Genomic DNA, 14,570 nt, shown 5'->3' with positions numbered 1-14,570 from the left:
ATGCATTCCGGATCGCGCCCGGCGTACGGCGTGCTGGTGCCGTGGCACCGGTCGGACAGCGAACCGGTTGGCAGCGCGCGGAGTGGTGCGGAAAATGCCGGGATCCGGCCGCACCGCCCAAGCGGCCCGATCTGTGGAGGACCGCTATGCGATCTTTCGTTTCCCGCCCCCGCGCCCTGGCCGTTCTGCTGGCCGGTACCGCGCTCGCGTTCAGCCCACTCGGAGGACAGGCGACCGCCAAGTTGCCCGTCGACCAAGTCGGAAATCCGGCGTGCTTCACGCCCGAAGAAGGTGCTGCGGCCCGTGGCGGCCACGGCGCCGACCATCGCGAGTTGTCGGCCGCCGAGCAGAAGGCCATCGACGCCCGGACCGCGCAGATCCTGAAGGCCAAGGCCGCGCGCGGTCTCGCCCCGAAAGCCGGCCAGTTGGCGGCCGCGAGCGTGCCCGTCTACGTGCACGTGATGCGGAGCAGCACCGGCGCCGGTGACGTCACCGACACCCAGATCTCCCAGCAGATCGCCGAACTGAACCAGGACTACGCCGGCGGCGAGTCGTCGCAGGCCGCGAACACCGGCTTCACCTTCTACCTGGCCGGCACCGACCGCTTCAACAACAACCAGTGGCACAACGACCGGCAGAGCACGCAGTACCGGTCACAGACCCGCAAGGGCGGCAAGAACGCCCTGAACATCTGGCTGGTGGACTTCTCGTACCTCGGGATCGCGACCTTCCCGTGGGACTACGCGAGCAACCCGGGGATCGACGGGATCCGGGTGCAGTACACCTCGCTGCCCGGTGGCTCGGCGACCAACTTCAACCTCGGCAAGACCGCGTCCCACGAGGCCGGCCACTGGTTCGGGCTCTACCACACGTTCCAGGGCGGCTGCACGAGCACGAACGACTCGGTGTCCGACACGCCCGCGCAGAGCAGCGCCTCCAGCGGCTGCCCGACCGGGCGGGACTCCTGCTCGCTGCCGGGCCTGGACCCGATCCACAACTACATGGACTACTCCTACGACACCTGTTACAACCAGTTCACGCCCGGTCAGTCGACCCGGATGAGCAACATGTGGACGGCCTACCGTGCCTGACGGTGCCTGACGATGCCTGATCGCGGCATGAGACCCGACTGTGACATCTGCACCGTCGGCCAACTAGAGTGCCCGCGATGCGTTTGCTTCTGACGGCCTGCGCAACCACCGCACTGGTGGTCGCCGGCCCGCTGACAGCGACCGCCGCCGGCCAGGGCCCACAAGGCCCGGTCGGCGGCGACCAGCTGACCGCGAAGCCGACGGTGGTCGCCAACGGGGCGTCGCCGCCGGCGGTGCAGGCATCGGCGTTCGTCGTGGCCGACCTGGACACCGGTCAGGTGCTGGCAGCGAAGGCCCCGCACGCGAAGCTCCGCCCGGCCAGCACGCTCAAGACGCTGACCGCGCTGGTCCTGCTGCCGCGGCTGAAGAAGACCGATCCGGTGATCGGCAGCGACGCGGACGCCGGGATCATCGGCAGCAAGGTCGGGGTGTACCCGGGCCTGCACTACACCGTCGACCAGCTGTTCCAGGGCATGTTCCTGGCCTCCGGGAACGACGCGGTGCACGCATTGTGCGCCCATGACCAGGGCGGCGTACCGGCGACCATCCAGCGGATGAACGCGAAGGCCAAGGAACTCGGTGCGCTCGACACGAGCGTGACCGACCCGACCGGCCTGGACGCCGACGGGCAGTACTCCAGCGCCTACGACCTGGCCCTGTTCGCGCAGGCCGGGCTGCAGCGGCAGGACTTCGCGAAGTACGCCTCGACCAAGTTCACGAACTTCCCGAACGTGGGGAACAAGGGCAGCTACCAGGTCGCGAACCAGAACAAGCTGCTGTTCAACTACGACGGCGCGATCGGGGTCAAGACCGGGTACACCACGCTGGCCAGGAACACGTTCGTCGGTGCCGCCAAGCGCAACGGGCACACGCTCGTGGTGACGATGATGAACGCGCCACACGGCATCACCCAGGACGCCAGCAACATGCTGACCTGGACGTTCACGAACTACGACAAGCTCAAGCCGGTCGGCACCCTGGTCAAGGCCGAGGCGCCGCCGAAGACCCAGGCACAGGGCAAACCGGGCGTCGAGACCAAGCCGACCGCCGGTACACCGCGGCCGCCGCGCAGCCGCACCGTCCTCAACCCCGGCCAGGCCGTCCAGTCCATCGCCTTCCGGGTGCCCGCCTGGGCGTACGCCGGACCGCCGGTCCTGCTCCTCGGGCTGTTCCTGCGCCGCCCGCGCAGCCTCCGCCGCCGTCGATCGGCGATGGCCGTCAGCTCACGCCGGCACTAACGACGGACGGCCCGTACCGCGCGGACCGTCTGGACGGCCAGCGTGGTGAGAGTGGCGCCCAGCACGGCCCCGGCGGCGACCGCGACGGTGTCCGCCTTGCGCTCCGGGATCGGGATGACCTTGTACCGCTTCCCCGGCGGCCCGAGCAGCAGCGGCTCCTGCTCGACCGCGCGACCGGTCCCTTCGGCTGCGGCGGGCTCTTCCTCGGGCTGTTCCACGGCCCGGGCGTCGAGCGTGGCTTCCTTCGTCCACGCCGCGATCAGCATGATCACCCGCGTCATCAGGTAGATCCAGACCAGCAGCGCCAGCGGCACCGCGAGCGCGCCGTACGCCGCGTTCGTGCCGATCACGTGGCCGACGTACAGGTTGCCGAGCCGTTGGGCCAGGTAGAACACGATGCCGCCGGCCAGCGCCGCGATCCCGGCCACCTTCCGCGGCAGGATGATCCGCGGCAGCGCGGTCTGCATGTAGAGAAACAGGACCGCGCCGGCCGCGATGCCGACGACGATGCTGAACAGGTTGATCCCCCAGCTCGCCAGCCAGGTGCCCTCCAGGTCGGCGGCATGCACGATCCGCTTGGACAGACCGGTCAGGATCGAGGAGGCGGCGGTCGCGATCATGCCAATCAGGCCGAGACCGATCAGCGCGGCGAGATCGACGACCTTCAGCTTGATGGCGTTGCCCGGCTCGTCGTCCAGCTCGTGCATCGAGCGGATCGAAGCACGCAGCGAGTCGATCCAGCCGAGACCGGTGAACAGCAGGCCGATCGCGGAGATCAGTCCGATGGTGCCCGCGTTGGCGATCAGGGCGTCGATGTCGATCCGGTCGCCGATCCCGGGCAGGTACTGGTGCAGGGCCTTCTTCAGCGCCACGATCGCCCGGTCGCCGAGCAGCGGCCCGATGATCGCCGCGGTCAGCACGATCAGCGGGAACAGCGACAGGAAGCCGAAGAAACTGGTGGCCCCGGCCAGGCGGTTCCCGCGCCGGTTGCCGTACCGGTTCCAGGCGCGCCACAGCTGCGTCCGGCTGAACCACTGCCAGACCGACTTGATGTTCATCACTTCTCCTGTACCCCGAACGAGGAGACTCAGCCTGCCAGCGGGAACGACCGTTGTGGGCGCCACACGCCGTCGGCACCGTGCTCGTACCGGCTGAAGTACTCGACGTCGAAGGCGCAGTCGTACTCCGCGAGGGCGTCGTACGCGTTGTCGAGGGCGGCCTTGTCGAGGTCGTGCGCGACCGTCACGTGCGGGTGGTACGGGAACCGGAGGTCGACCTGCAGCGGGCCGGACCGGACCTGGGACTGCAACACCTCGCAGGACGAGATGCCCTCGGCCAGCGGCACGAACACCACCGGCGAGATCGGCCGGAACGTCGCCGTACCGCGCAGCCGGATCCGGAAGCTCGGGAACCGCGCCGCGACCGCGAGCAGGTGCTCGTCGATCTTCTCCAGGTCCGCCGCGTCGATCTCGGTCGGGGGCAGCAGCGTCACGTGCGTCGGGATCGACCCGGCCATCGGATCACCGAACTCGGCCCGGTACTTCTGCAGCTCCGAGCCGTACGGCTCCGCGATCGGGACCGCGACACCGATCGTGGTCATCGCGGCCTACCGGCCCTGGGGCGGGCCGGCGACGAACCCGAGGCGGTCGTAGACGCGGGCCAGGGTCGGCTCGGTGACCGCGCGGGCGCGCTCGGCGCCGGCGGCCAGGATCGCGTCCAGCTGCGCCTTGTCGTCGAGGTAGGCCAGCGTCTGCTCGCGGAACGGGGTGACGAACTCGACCACCACGTCGGCGAGGTCCTTCTTGAAGTCGCCGTACCCGCGGCCGGCGTACTCGTCCTCGAGCTCGCTGATCTTGCGGCCGGTGAGCGCGGAGTAGATGGTTAGCAGGTTCGCGACGCCGGGCTTGTTCTCCTGGTCGAAGATCACGTCCCGGCCGGAGTCGGTGACCGCGGAGCGGATCTTCTTCGCGCTCACCTTCGGGTCGTCGAGCAGGTCGATGATGCCGGCCGGCGACGAGCTGGACTTGCTCATCTTGGCGCTCGGGTCCTGCAGGTCGGAGATCTTCGCGGTCTCCTTGACGATGTACGGCTCCGGCAGCCGGAAGGTCTTGCCGAACCGGTGGTTGAACCGCTGCGCGAGGTCGCGGGTCAGTTCCAGGTGCTGGCGCTGGTCCTCACCGACGGGGACCCGGTCGGCCTGGTAGATGAGGATGTCGGCGGCCTGCAGGATCGGGTACGTGAACAGGCCGACGGTGGCGCGGTCGGCGCCGCCCTTGGCGGACTTGTCCTTGAACTGCGTCATCCGGCTGGCCTCGCCGAACCCGGTCAGGCAGCCCAGCACCCAGGCCAGCTGCGCGTGCTCGGGCACGTGCGACTGGACGAACAGGGTGGAGCGCTCCGGGTCGATCCCGGCCGCGAGCAACTGCGCCGCGGACCGGCGGGTGCGCTCGCGGAGCGCCTTCGGCTCGTAGTCCACGGTGATCGCGTGCAGGTCGACGACGCAGTAGAACGCCTCATGGTCGTCCTGCAGGGCCACCCATTGCCGCAACGCGCCGAGGTAGTTGCCGAAGTGGAAGGAGTCCGCCGTCGGCTGGATCCCGGAGAGCACGCGGGGGCGCCGCTGGGAACCGGCTGCGGAGGGGTCAGACGCAGCATGGGACATAAGGGCGATTCTGCCAGCGGCTCTAGTTCACTCCACACCCGGGCGGGTCGCGACCCTCCATAAGCTCAGAGTTATGCCCGCCTCGCTTCGCTCGGCGGGGTGAGGGAGGGGGCACCCGGCGCGGTGGGGTGGGCTGGGGTGCGGGGTTACCAGGACCAGCCGCGGGCGGCTAGTTCTTGTTCTTCGTGCCAGCGTTTGGCTTCGGAGCGTTGTTGTTCGGGTTCGCCGGGGACGCCGGCCAGGCGGCACGCTTCGTCGAGAAGGTCGTCGTACGCCGCCTCCAGTGCCATCAGGCGATGGGCCCGGGCGTAGATGTGCGGCGTGGACTCGACGCTGCGAATCTTGCTGGACAGGTGACCCAGGCGGGTCTGCAGGCGGAGCGTGTCGAACGGATCCGGCTCGACGACGGCCCGCCGATGCAGGCGCGACGTGACACGAGCGGTCCGCTGCTCCAGCCCACGCCGCCAGCGTCCCTGCGGCGGGTGCGGCAGCAGCAGGCTCAGAAGCAGGCTCAGCAGGGCGCAGAGCAGCAGAAACACACCCGCCGACAGCAACCACGCCATAGCTTTCACTCCCACTTCCGAGAGTACGGCGAGCGGGACCCGACGGCGACGGGGAATTACGCGTTCGTGGCGGGGTCGCCGTCCACCGCGGCCGCCAGCTTCGGCACCAGCTCGTCGAGCACGATCGGCAGGCTCAGCACGGACACGAAACTCGTCGCGCCGTACAGCTGGTCGTCGTAGTCCTCCTCGACGAACACGTCCCGTCCCTCGGTACGCACTCTGAGGTTCTTGTACAGCGGGTCCGCCTTCAACTTCGCCGTACCGCCCTTGGTCGGGAACCACACCAGCGCCTGCTGATCGAGCAGCGCGATCCGCTCCGCGCTGATGTTCGCGCCGAGCTTCTTGTAGTCGTCTGCGGAGATCCCGGAGTACAGCCCGATGATCAGGTCCGGCCGCAGCGCCGCGATCTTCTCGAACTGCAACCCGTCCTTGTCGCTCAGCACCTGCGGCACGGCCGCGTCCCCGAGCTTCGCCTTCGCCCACGGGAACAGCGCGCCCGGCTTCTCCCCGAACCACTCGGTCGTCCCCACCGGCGCGACGCCCAGCGCGAGCAGCGCGTCCTGCTCCACCAGCCCGACCGTCACGACCCGCTGCGGCGCCGCCTTGACCACGGTGTCGCCGTACTTGTTCTTGATCGTCACCGGGAACGCGCCACCACCCGGCGAACTCGCCGCCTCCGGCTTGTCCTCGGACCCGCAGCCGCTCAACCCGAGCAGGAGAACGATCAGGACCACCAGGCGGCGCATAGAGACCTCACAAGATTCGAGTTAGGTTGCCCTAACCTAACCCAGCTCTCAGTCGCGGTGGTACTTCGTCACCTCGGCGTCCTGTTTGAGCTTGTCGGCCGCGGCCTGGATGCGGGCGGTCCACTCGGACTGCTGGACACCGCCCGCCATGAACTGAGCCGTCGTCGTGGCGGCCGTGGTGGCGAACGCGGGGTACCAGGTGTCGAAGTACCAGGTGATCACCTGATCGCCGGCGGCCGACAGGAGATCGCGGGCCGAGCGGAGCGCCGTACTCATCTCCAACCCGTCGGCCGCGCCGCGGACGATCGTGAGCTGACTGGACTCCGAGCTGACCTGCGCCGCCACGTCCGCGGACAACAGCGCCCGCAGGTACTCGAGCCCGCCCGCCTTGTTCTTCGCCTTCTCGGGCACCACGAGCGGCGCCGTCGCGGCGACATGCAGTCCGCTGGCGAGCGCCGGCGAGTTGTCGAGCGGCGGTACGGCGAACATCGTCAGCCCGAACCCTTCCGGGACCAGGCCTTTCATCTCGTTCTCGAGCCAGTTGCCGCACGGCAGCATCCCCGCCTTCGAGGCCAGGAAGCGCTTCTGCGAACCGATGTGGTCGTACTGCGCGGTCCCGGGGGCGAGCAGGCCGCGCTTGGTCAGCTCGCCGACCGCGGCGATCGCCCGGGTGACGCTCTCGTCCTTCCACGCACCGTCGTCGAGGTTGTCGATCCGCTTGAGCACGTCCGGTCCGCCGGTCTTGGCGGCCAGCGTGAGCACGAGTTCGAGGAGGTAGTACGGGTGCGTGCCGGCGTACATGAACGGTCCGAGACCGGCCGCCTTCATGTCGGTGCCGAGCGCGAGCAGATCCGGCCAGCTGTGCGGGACCTCCCAGCCGTTGCGCTGGAACAGGCCGGCCGAGTACCAGATCCCGTAGACGGTCGCGACGTAGTTCAGGCTGCGCTGCGTACCGTCGTACCGTCCGACGTCGAGCATGCCGGACAGCAGCTGGTCCTTGACCTTGGCGTCGTGGTTGTCCCAGGAAGGTGCGTCGAGCAACTGTTGCAGATCGGCCAGCGCACCGTCCTTGACCAGCCGGCCGAGCTCGAGGGCGCTGTCACCGGCGCTGAGCACCACGTCAGGCGGGCTGCCCGCGGCGAACCGGGGCAGCAGCTCGTCCGACAGTTGCCGCGTCACCTTGGGCGTGACGACGGCGCTCGCGTACTTCTTCCGGTACGCCGACGCCGCGAACCCGCCGTACTCCTCGCTGACCACCACGTCGAGCGGTGCGTTCCCGTCGACGGTGAACGGGTTCTCCGGTGACACCGGCGGCGCGGCCGGGGCGCCGGAGCATCCGCTCACGACGGCACCGGCCAGCGCCGCTTGCAGTAACGTCCGCCGTTTCAGCACCTGGGCAGGCTAGTACTTCAGGGTGCTTCCGGGCTGTTGTCAGGCGGTGCGGCGGATGCGACCGGTGTAGAGGGCTTCCAGGGCGTGGTTGTGCTCGTCGCCACCCGGGATGTTCGCGGACAGGTACACCGGCGGGGTCTCGCCGGCCTCGGTCATCCGGCGGAGCACCTCGGCGACCAGCATCTGGGCGATCAGCGCGGCGGTGATGGACGAGACCGCGCACACCTTCCCACCACCGGGCAGGTCGAGCACGGAGTCGCCGTACGGCGCCTCGTTGTCGAGCACCACGTCCGCGAAGTCGATGAGCTTCTTGCCGGACGGGTGCCGCGAGTCCATGCCGCCCGTGTGCTGCAGCGAGGTGATCGCGATCAGCGGGTGGCCCTTCTCCTTCACCACGCTCGCGAGCTCGACGATCGAACCGTTGACGCCGGAGTTGGAGGCGATGATGAACAGGTCGCCCTCGCGGGCCGCGGACAGTTCGTAGAGCTTGCGCGAGTACTGCGGGTCGCGCTCGAGCTCCGCACTCCGCAGCAGCTCCGGCGGCTCGCCACCGAGCAGGACCAGGTCGCGCAGCGCGATCCGGTTGCTGGCGATCAGCCCGCCGGCGCGGCCGGCGATCTCCATCGCGAGCGCCTCGGAGTGGCCGGAGCCGAAGGCCTGGATGACGCCGTTCGCCCGCAGCGAGGCGACCATCAGGTCGGCGGCCTGCTGGATCGGGCCGTCGATCTGCGTGGTGACCGCGGACAGGATCGGCATCAGCGTCTGAACGTAGGCCTGCGCGCTCACGCCGCCCGTGGTGCTCTCCCCCGTAGTACTGCTGGCCATCAGCGGGCCCACCCCTCGGCTAATCTGCACGCTTCGACACTCCTCGTGCCGACAACTGCGCAAGTTTGCGGTTTGCTGGACAGAACTTTTCTCAACTGGCAGCTTAAGTCAAGGCTGCTCATCCGTGGGATCTCCCTCGCTCGGGACCGTTGCGTGACCTTGTTCTGTTGTGCTTGACATTAGGCTCGTTTGAGCAGTTTGGAGCATCGCGTATGTCGGTCGACCCACTGGTGCTCGGCGGAGATCTGGGCGGGACCTCCACCCGGATCGTGATCGCGGACTCTGAAGGCAACGTAGTCGGTCGCGGAGCTGCCGCGGGCGGAAACCCGACGAGCCACCCGGCAAGCGCGGCGGCCAACTTCGGTCAGGCGCTTCACGCGGCCCTCACCGGGCTGGACCCGAGCGCCGTCCAGGCAGGCGTCGTCGGCATGGCCGGCGGAGTGGCACTGGGCCGCCCCGACGTGGCCGCCCAGTTCGAGGCCGCTTGGACCGGCGCAGGCCTGACGGTGCCACCGGAGTACATCGGTGACCTGGAGGTCGCTTTCGCCTCGGGTACGCCGGAACCGGACGGCACCGTGCTGATTGCGGGCACCGGCAGCAACGCCGGACTCGTGCGGAACCACCAATTGCTCCGCACGGCCGGCGGCCACGGCTGGTTGCTGGGTGACGATGGATCGGGGTTCTGGTTCGGCCGGGAGGCAGTGCGCAGCGTGCTGCAGGCGCTTGACCTGCGCGAGCCACTCGGGGTCCTCGGGCAGGCCGTCGTACAGGCGCTCCTGCCGGAGCGGGACGAGAACGCGACCGGACTGCGGGAAGGGTACGACGCGTTGCGCGACGACCTGGTGCGGACCGTGAACAGCCGCCCGCCGGTGATGCTCGCCGAACTGGCGCCGACCGTGATGGCGGCGTACGCCCAGAACGACGAGACTGCTCAGACCCTGGTGAAACGCGCAGCCGAGTTGCTCACCGAAACGGTCGCCCGCCTGAAAACCACCTCGGACAAGGGCCCGATGGTGCTGGCCGGCAGCGTCGCCGGCGAATCGTCCCCCGTCGGCCAGCTGATCCGCCAACACTTCGCCGGCGAAGTCCGCACCGCCAAAGACGGCGTGGGTGGCGCCACCTGGCTGGCCCTAGGCACCCTCGACCCAGCCCTGGCCACCACCCAGAACCACACCCGCCTAGTCGAACACTGAGACCGGGCGTACTTCTACCGCGAAGAACTCGGCCTCAGGGATGGTGGCAGCGATCTCCTCCGCCCGCTCGGGGGTCTCCACGTCGATGAGGAAGACCCCGGCGAGCTGCTCCTTCGCCTCGGAGTACGGCCCGTCGGTCGTCGCGCGGACACCTTCCCGGACCCGGACCACGCGGGTCTTCGACGGTGGATCGAGTGGCACCGCGTTGATCAGTTCGCCGGACTTGTCGAGCTCGGTGAGCAGGTCGTCGAGCTGCGCGGTGAGTGCGTCACGGGCCTTCTTCGGCAGCGCCTTGCCCGCTTCGGTGTGCAGGAACGACGGGTGGCCCCAGGTGATCGGGTTGCTGTGGATCATCAGCAGGTACTTCATGACCGGTTGTCCTTTCGGGTACGGCTGACTGGATCTTCGCAGCAGACGTCGGCGCCGCCCGGTGGGACTCGACATTTCGATCCTGACTCAACATCACAATCACTGAATCGTCAGCGACCAACGTGGGTACCGGCCGGATGTGCTGCTAGCGGGGCGGTATCGCACCAAGGAGATCCTCGGCCACGGTGGGATGGGCGAGGTCTACCACGGGTACGACGAACTTCTCGGCCGACCGGTGGCGGTAAAGCTCCTGCGACCCGATCTCCGGGACCCGTTCGCGACGGCGCGGTTCCAGCGGGAGGCCCGGGTCGCCGCCGTCGTGAAACACCCGCACGTCGTCGCGGTCTACGACTTCGGCCACTCCAACGGCGAGTACTACCTGGTGATGGAGCTGGTCGAGGGTCGCAGCGTGACCCACGAACTCGCATTGCACGGCCCGCTGGAGACGCAGCGGGCCGTCGCCATCGTCCGGGAGGCGGCTTCCGGCCTGGCCGCCGCGCACCGGCACGAGATCGTGCACCGCGACATCAAGCCGGACAACCTGCTGATCGACCTCGACGGTTCGGTGAAGGTGGCCGACTTCGGCATCGCCCGCTCGCCAGGCACTTCGTCGCTGACCACCACGTCGTCCGGGACGATCCTCGGCACCAGCTACTACCTGGCGCCCGAGCGGGCCCTGGGCCACTCGGCCACACCGGCCTCGGACGTGTACGCGCTCGGCTGCGTGTTGTACCAACTGCTCGTCGGGCGCCCGCCGTTCGAGGGCGACAACCCGACCGCGATCCTCTACCAGCACGTCGAGGTCGAGCCGGCCCTTCCCGCGGATCTCCCGGCGCCCGTCGGTGATCTCCTCCGCTCCCTGCTGGCCAAAGACCCCGACGACCGGCCCACGGCCACAGAGCTCGCCGCCTGGACCGGCTCCGACCGGTCAACCGCGCGGACCACTGAGCTCACCGCGGCTCCACGCTCCCTACTGCGCCGGCTGCTCGCGGTTCTGGCCGGGCTGCTCGTCGCCGGCGCGGCCGGGACCGCCGGTGTGTTCATCGACCAGGCGGGCAACGCCCCGACGATCACCCCGACGCCCACCGCGAGCGACCAGGGGGACGACAGCCAGAACTGACATTCCAAGCAACGGCTTGACATCGCATCCGGCGTACCGCATATTCCAAGCATGTCTTTGGAGAAGGATCCGCGGCGGTCGCGGTTGCTGAACGATCCGCTGGCGATTCGCGCGATGGCGCATCCGGTCCGGCTGGACCTGCAGTCGCTGCTCGGGCGGGAAGGGCCGATGACCGCGGCCGACGCGGCGCGGCAGCTCGGGATCAGTCAGGCGCTGGCGTCGCATCACCTGCGACAGCTCGCGAAGTACGACTTCGTCGAGCCGGCGCCGGGGAAGGACAACCGTGAGCGGCCATGGCGGCTGGTGTCGACGTCGCAGTCCTGGCGAGACGCCGCCGCGACCCCGGAGGGTGCCGCGGCCGCCGACGTCCTCGAGCAGTTGCTGGCCGAGCGGGCGCTCGACTCGCTGAGCCGGTGGCAGCTGCAGCGGCCGGCCGAAGGCGTCGAGTGGCGCGACAACACCGGCATCGGGCAGAGCGGTTTCTATCTGACGGCCGACGAGCTCACCGAGTTGGTCACCGAGATCGACGCCCTACTACAGCGCTGGATCGACCAGCGACCCATCGACGACAAGTCCGCCCGCCCGCCCGGCAGCCGGCATGTCTCCATCACCCAGATCGTCACAGTCTCCCCGGAGAACGGACCGGAATCGGACAACGAAGCGGAGTAAGCAGATGAAGGACTTGTGGGGCGTCCTCGCACGGCAACGTGACTACCGCCTGATGCTCAGCGCCGGCCTGATCTCACTGATCGGCGACTGGCTGCTGCGTACCGGTCTCGCGTTCCAGGTGTACGTACTGACCGGATCGACGCTGGCCTCGGGTGGACTGCTGCTCGCGTCCTTCCTCCCGGCCGTCGTCTTCGGCTCGCTGGCCGGCGTCTTCGTCGACCGGTGGAACCAGCGGACCACGATGATCGTGACCAACGTGCTCAACGCGCTGGTGCTGATCCCGCTCGTCGCCGTCCACGACGCGAGCATGATCTGGATCGTGTACGGCGTCGTACTCGCGCAAAGCTGTCTGCAACAGTTCTTCACCCCTGCCGAACAGTCGCTGGTCCCAGTGCTCGTGAACCCCGAGCAACTGGTGACGGCGAACGCGCTGAACAGTCAGATCCGCGACCTCGCCCGCCTGATCGGCGCCGCGCTCGGTGGTGTGCTCGCGGCCGCGGGCGGGCTGACGCTGCTGGCCTTCGGGGACGCCGCGACGTTCCTGATCGCTGTCGTCCTGGTCGCCGCGATGCGATATCGGCACCAGCGAACCGTCACCGAAGAGCAGACCACCGGCGGGGCGATCAAGCGCCTGAAGACCGAATGGACCGAGGGGCTGCGGCTGTGCGTCGCCAGCCCGGCGATGCGGTTGTTCTTCGTGTTCTCCATGGTCACCGGGGTCGGTGAAGGGATCATGAGCACGCTCTTCGCACCGTTCGTCAGCGCCGAGATCGGCGGCGACGCGAAGGTCTACGGCCTGATCGTGTCCTCGCAGGCGATCGGCGGGATCGTCGGCGGCCTGATCGCCGCCGCGATCGGCTCCCGCTGGCCGGCCGCGACCCTGTGGGGCATCGGCGCCTTCGCCTTCGGCCTGATCGACGTCACGCTGTTCCTCTACCCGCTGGTGTCGAGCAGCGTGGTCCCGGCGTTCGTCTGCATGATCGTCGTCGGCCTGCCCGGCGCACTGGCCGTCGCCGGGATGATGACGGTCTTCCAGCACCTCACCGTCGACGGCACCCGCGGCCGGATCTTCGGCGCGGTCGGCGCCGCCGAGAGTGTCGCGGTGCTGATCGGCATCACCGCGGCCGGGTTCCTCGGCGACGCCGTTGGCATCATCCCGGTCCTGGTCTTCCAGGGCCTCGGGTACGTCGTGGGTGGGCTGGTGGTGCTCAGTCGGCGGCAGGTGCTGGCGCGTCGGCCGGAGGCGGCTCCGCTCCCGGCGTGACCAGGTGCAGCCGGACCCGGGCGACCCGGCGGCCGTCCATCTCGGTGACGGTCAGCGTGTGGGCGTCGAGCGGCACCTCGTCGCCGGTCGACGGGACCTTCCCGAGGCTGGCGGCGAGGAACCCGCCGACGGTCTCGTAGGGGCCGTCGGGGAGCTCGATCAGGGTCGCGTCGGCGAAGTCGTCCAGGTTCAGCAGGCCGTCGACCTCGATGTCGCCGCTGCGCAACCGGGTGGTCTCGGCCGGCTCCTCGTCGTACTCGTCCTTGATGTCGCCGATCAGTTCCTCGACCAGGTCCTCGAGCGTGACGATGCCGGCGGTGCCGCCGTACTCGTCGAGGACGATCGCGAGGTGGGTACTGCGGCGGCGCATCTCAGTCAGCGTCGGCAGCAGTTTCGCGGTGTCGGGCAGCATCAGTACGTCGCGCGCGAGGTCGCCGACGCGCACCGAGCGGGTCGCGACGGCCGGGTCGAACAGGTCGCGGACGTGCACGAACCCGACGATGTCGTCGGCGGAACCGTTCATCACCGGGTACCGCGAGTGCGGCCGCTCGGCGGCGAACTTCACCGCCTTGTACGCCGGCATCTCGGCGTCGACGAAGTCCACCTCGGTGCGCGGCAGCATCAGCTCGCGGAGCTGGCGGCTGCCGGCCTCGAAGACGTCGTCGACGATCTTGCGCTCTTCCTCACCGAGCGACTCGTGCGCCGAGACGAGGTCCCGGAGCTCCTCGTCGGTCATCACCTCGCGGTTCGCGTTCGGGTCGCCGCCGAGGGCCCGCACGACCACGTCGGTCGACTTGGAGAGCAGCCAGATGACCGGCCGGGCCCCGGAGGCGATCCGGTCGACCAGCGGCCCCAGGCCGAGCGCGAACGTCTCGGCGCGTTGCAGCGCGAGCCGCTTGGCCGCGAGCTCGCCGAGCACGATCGAGACGTAGGAGATGCAGATGGTGATCAGCACCAGCGCGACGGTGTTCGCGACCGACTCGGGCAGGCCGAGGTTGCGCAGGTGCGGGGCGAGGGCGTCGGCCAGCGTCGCGCCACCGAAGGCGGCGGACAGGAAGCCCATCAGGGTCACGCCGATCTGCACGGCGGACAGGAACCGGTTCGGGTTGGCGGCGACCTTCGCGACGATCGCGCCACGCTTGCCGCGGTGCGAGAGTGCCTTCAGCTGGCTCTCCCGCAGTGACACGAGGGCCATTTCGGCGGCGGCGAAGACACCGCCGATCAACACGAAGACCAGAATCAGAACGATGTTCAGCAGCAGGGAGTCGTTCATGGGTGGAGTTTCCTAGCGCCCTCTCGTCAGACCACGAGAGGGCGGGCGTAGGGCGTAGTCGTCCATCTACCAAGCCTAGCGGGCGCTCGGGCCGCCGTGCGTGTTCGAGTTTGTTGGTTTACGATGATTCCTGGCCGGACGCGTCGTACGGCCGGGAGGGTCACA

Annotated in this window: 15 protein-coding genes; 6 read left to right on the top strand and 9 right to left on the bottom strand. The window is 69.0% G+C overall.

Annotated elements, in window-relative coordinates:
* Nucleotides 1-146: 146 nt before the first annotated feature.
* Nucleotides 147-1,091: a zinc metalloprotease gene (locus tag ACWGID_RS26240; RefSeq protein ID WP_452200826.1), complete on the top strand. Its 945-nt coding sequence runs from the start codon at nt 147-149 to the stop codon at nt 1,089-1,091.
* A gap of 77 nt (nt 1,092-1,168) precedes the next feature.
* Nucleotides 1,169-2,329 (top strand): D-alanyl-D-alanine carboxypeptidase family protein, encoded by a 1,161-nt coding sequence (locus tag ACWGID_RS26235; protein WP_452200824.1) that lies wholly within the window; start codon nt 1,169-1,171, stop codon nt 2,327-2,329.
* On the opposite strand, the gene ACWGID_RS26230 is transcribed toward ACWGID_RS26235, so the two are convergent.
* The 7 genes from ACWGID_RS26230 to ACWGID_RS26200 form a co-directional block, all read right to left on the bottom strand.
* Nucleotides 2,326-3,387, bottom strand: a complete 1,062-nt coding sequence (locus ACWGID_RS26230) for a YihY/virulence factor BrkB family protein (protein WP_452200823.1) — start codon at nt 3,385-3,387, stop codon at nt 2,326-2,328. The two genes, ACWGID_RS26235 and ACWGID_RS26230, sit on opposite strands and share 4 nt — an antisense overlap.
* Nucleotides 3,388-3,416: 29 nt before the next feature.
* Complete coding sequence (locus tag ACWGID_RS26225) at nt 3,417-3,929, bottom strand: 2'-5' RNA ligase family protein (RefSeq protein WP_452200821.1); 513 nt, start codon at nt 3,927-3,929, stop codon at nt 3,417-3,419.
* 6 nt (nt 3,930-3,935) lie between these two features.
* Complete coding sequence (gene trpS / locus ACWGID_RS26220; RefSeq protein ID WP_452200819.1) at nt 3,936-4,991, bottom strand: tryptophan--tRNA ligase; 1,056 nt, start codon at nt 4,989-4,991, stop codon at nt 3,936-3,938.
* Nucleotides 4,992-5,137: 146 nt separating this feature from the next.
* Nucleotides 5,138-5,554 (bottom strand): hypothetical protein, encoded by a 417-nt coding sequence (locus ACWGID_RS26215; protein ID WP_452200817.1) that lies wholly within the window; start codon nt 5,552-5,554, stop codon nt 5,138-5,140.
* Nucleotides 5,555-5,610: 56 nt separating this feature from the next.
* Nucleotides 5,611-6,300, bottom strand: coding sequence for a hypothetical protein (locus ACWGID_RS26210; RefSeq protein WP_452200815.1), 690 nt, complete (start codon nt 6,298-6,300; stop codon nt 5,611-5,613).
* A gap of 48 nt (nt 6,301-6,348) precedes the next feature.
* Nucleotides 6,349-7,692: an N-acetylglucosamine/diacetylchitobiose ABC transporter substrate-binding protein gene (gene ngcE, locus ACWGID_RS26205; RefSeq protein ID WP_452200813.1), complete on the bottom strand. Its 1,344-nt coding sequence runs from the start codon at nt 7,690-7,692 to the stop codon at nt 6,349-6,351.
* A gap of 39 nt (nt 7,693-7,731) precedes the next feature.
* On the bottom strand, nt 7,732-8,517 hold the full coding sequence (locus tag ACWGID_RS26200) for a sugar isomerase domain-containing protein (protein WP_452200811.1): 786 nt from the start codon (nt 8,515-8,517) through the stop codon (nt 7,732-7,734).
* A gap of 212 nt (nt 8,518-8,729) precedes the next feature.
* Between ACWGID_RS26200 and ACWGID_RS26195 the strand changes: the two genes are divergently transcribed.
* A complete protein-coding gene (locus ACWGID_RS26195; protein WP_452200809.1) occupies nt 8,730-9,710 on the top strand; it encodes an N-acetylglucosamine kinase in 981 nt (326 codons plus the stop codon).
* On the opposite strand, the gene ACWGID_RS26190 is transcribed toward ACWGID_RS26195, so the two are convergent.
* The gene (locus ACWGID_RS26190) at nt 9,696-10,079 is read right to left on the bottom strand and encodes a YciI family protein (protein WP_452200807.1); all 384 of its coding nucleotides are present in this window, start codon (nt 10,077-10,079) and stop codon (nt 9,696-9,698) included. The genes ACWGID_RS26195 and ACWGID_RS26190 overlap by 15 nt on opposite strands.
* A gap of 139 nt (nt 10,080-10,218) precedes the next feature.
* On the opposite strand from ACWGID_RS26190, the gene ACWGID_RS26185 reads away from it, so the two are divergent.
* Genes ACWGID_RS26185 through ACWGID_RS26175 form a run of 3 tightly spaced genes read left to right on the top strand, consistent with a single transcriptional unit; the run spans nt 10,219 to nt 13,132 of the window.
* Nucleotides 10,219-11,199, top strand: a complete 981-nt coding sequence (locus tag ACWGID_RS26185) for a serine/threonine-protein kinase (RefSeq protein ID WP_452200805.1) — start codon at nt 10,219-10,221, stop codon at nt 11,197-11,199.
* 51 nt (nt 11,200-11,250) lie between these two features.
* Nucleotides 11,251-11,868 carry an ArsR/SmtB family transcription factor gene (locus ACWGID_RS26180; protein ID WP_452200803.1) on the top strand — a complete coding sequence of 206 codons (618 nt, stop codon included), beginning with the start codon at nt 11,251-11,253 and terminating at the stop codon, nt 11,866-11,868.
* A gap of 4 nt (nt 11,869-11,872) precedes the next feature.
* Nucleotides 11,873-13,132: an MFS transporter gene (locus tag ACWGID_RS26175; protein ID WP_452200801.1), complete on the top strand. Its 1,260-nt coding sequence runs from the start codon at nt 11,873-11,875 to the stop codon at nt 13,130-13,132.
* Here the strand turns inward: ACWGID_RS26175 and ACWGID_RS26170 are convergent.
* Complete coding sequence (locus ACWGID_RS26170) at nt 13,077-14,405, bottom strand: hemolysin family protein (protein WP_452200799.1); 1,329 nt, start codon at nt 14,403-14,405, stop codon at nt 13,077-13,079. The two genes, ACWGID_RS26175 and ACWGID_RS26170, sit on opposite strands and share 56 nt — an antisense overlap.
* Nucleotides 14,406-14,570 lie beyond the last annotated feature (165 nt).

The organism is Kribbella sp. NPDC054772, from assembly GCF_053611945.1.
Note: the sequence above shows the minus strand (reverse complement) of the source record. Positions and strands in the feature narration are given on the sequence as shown.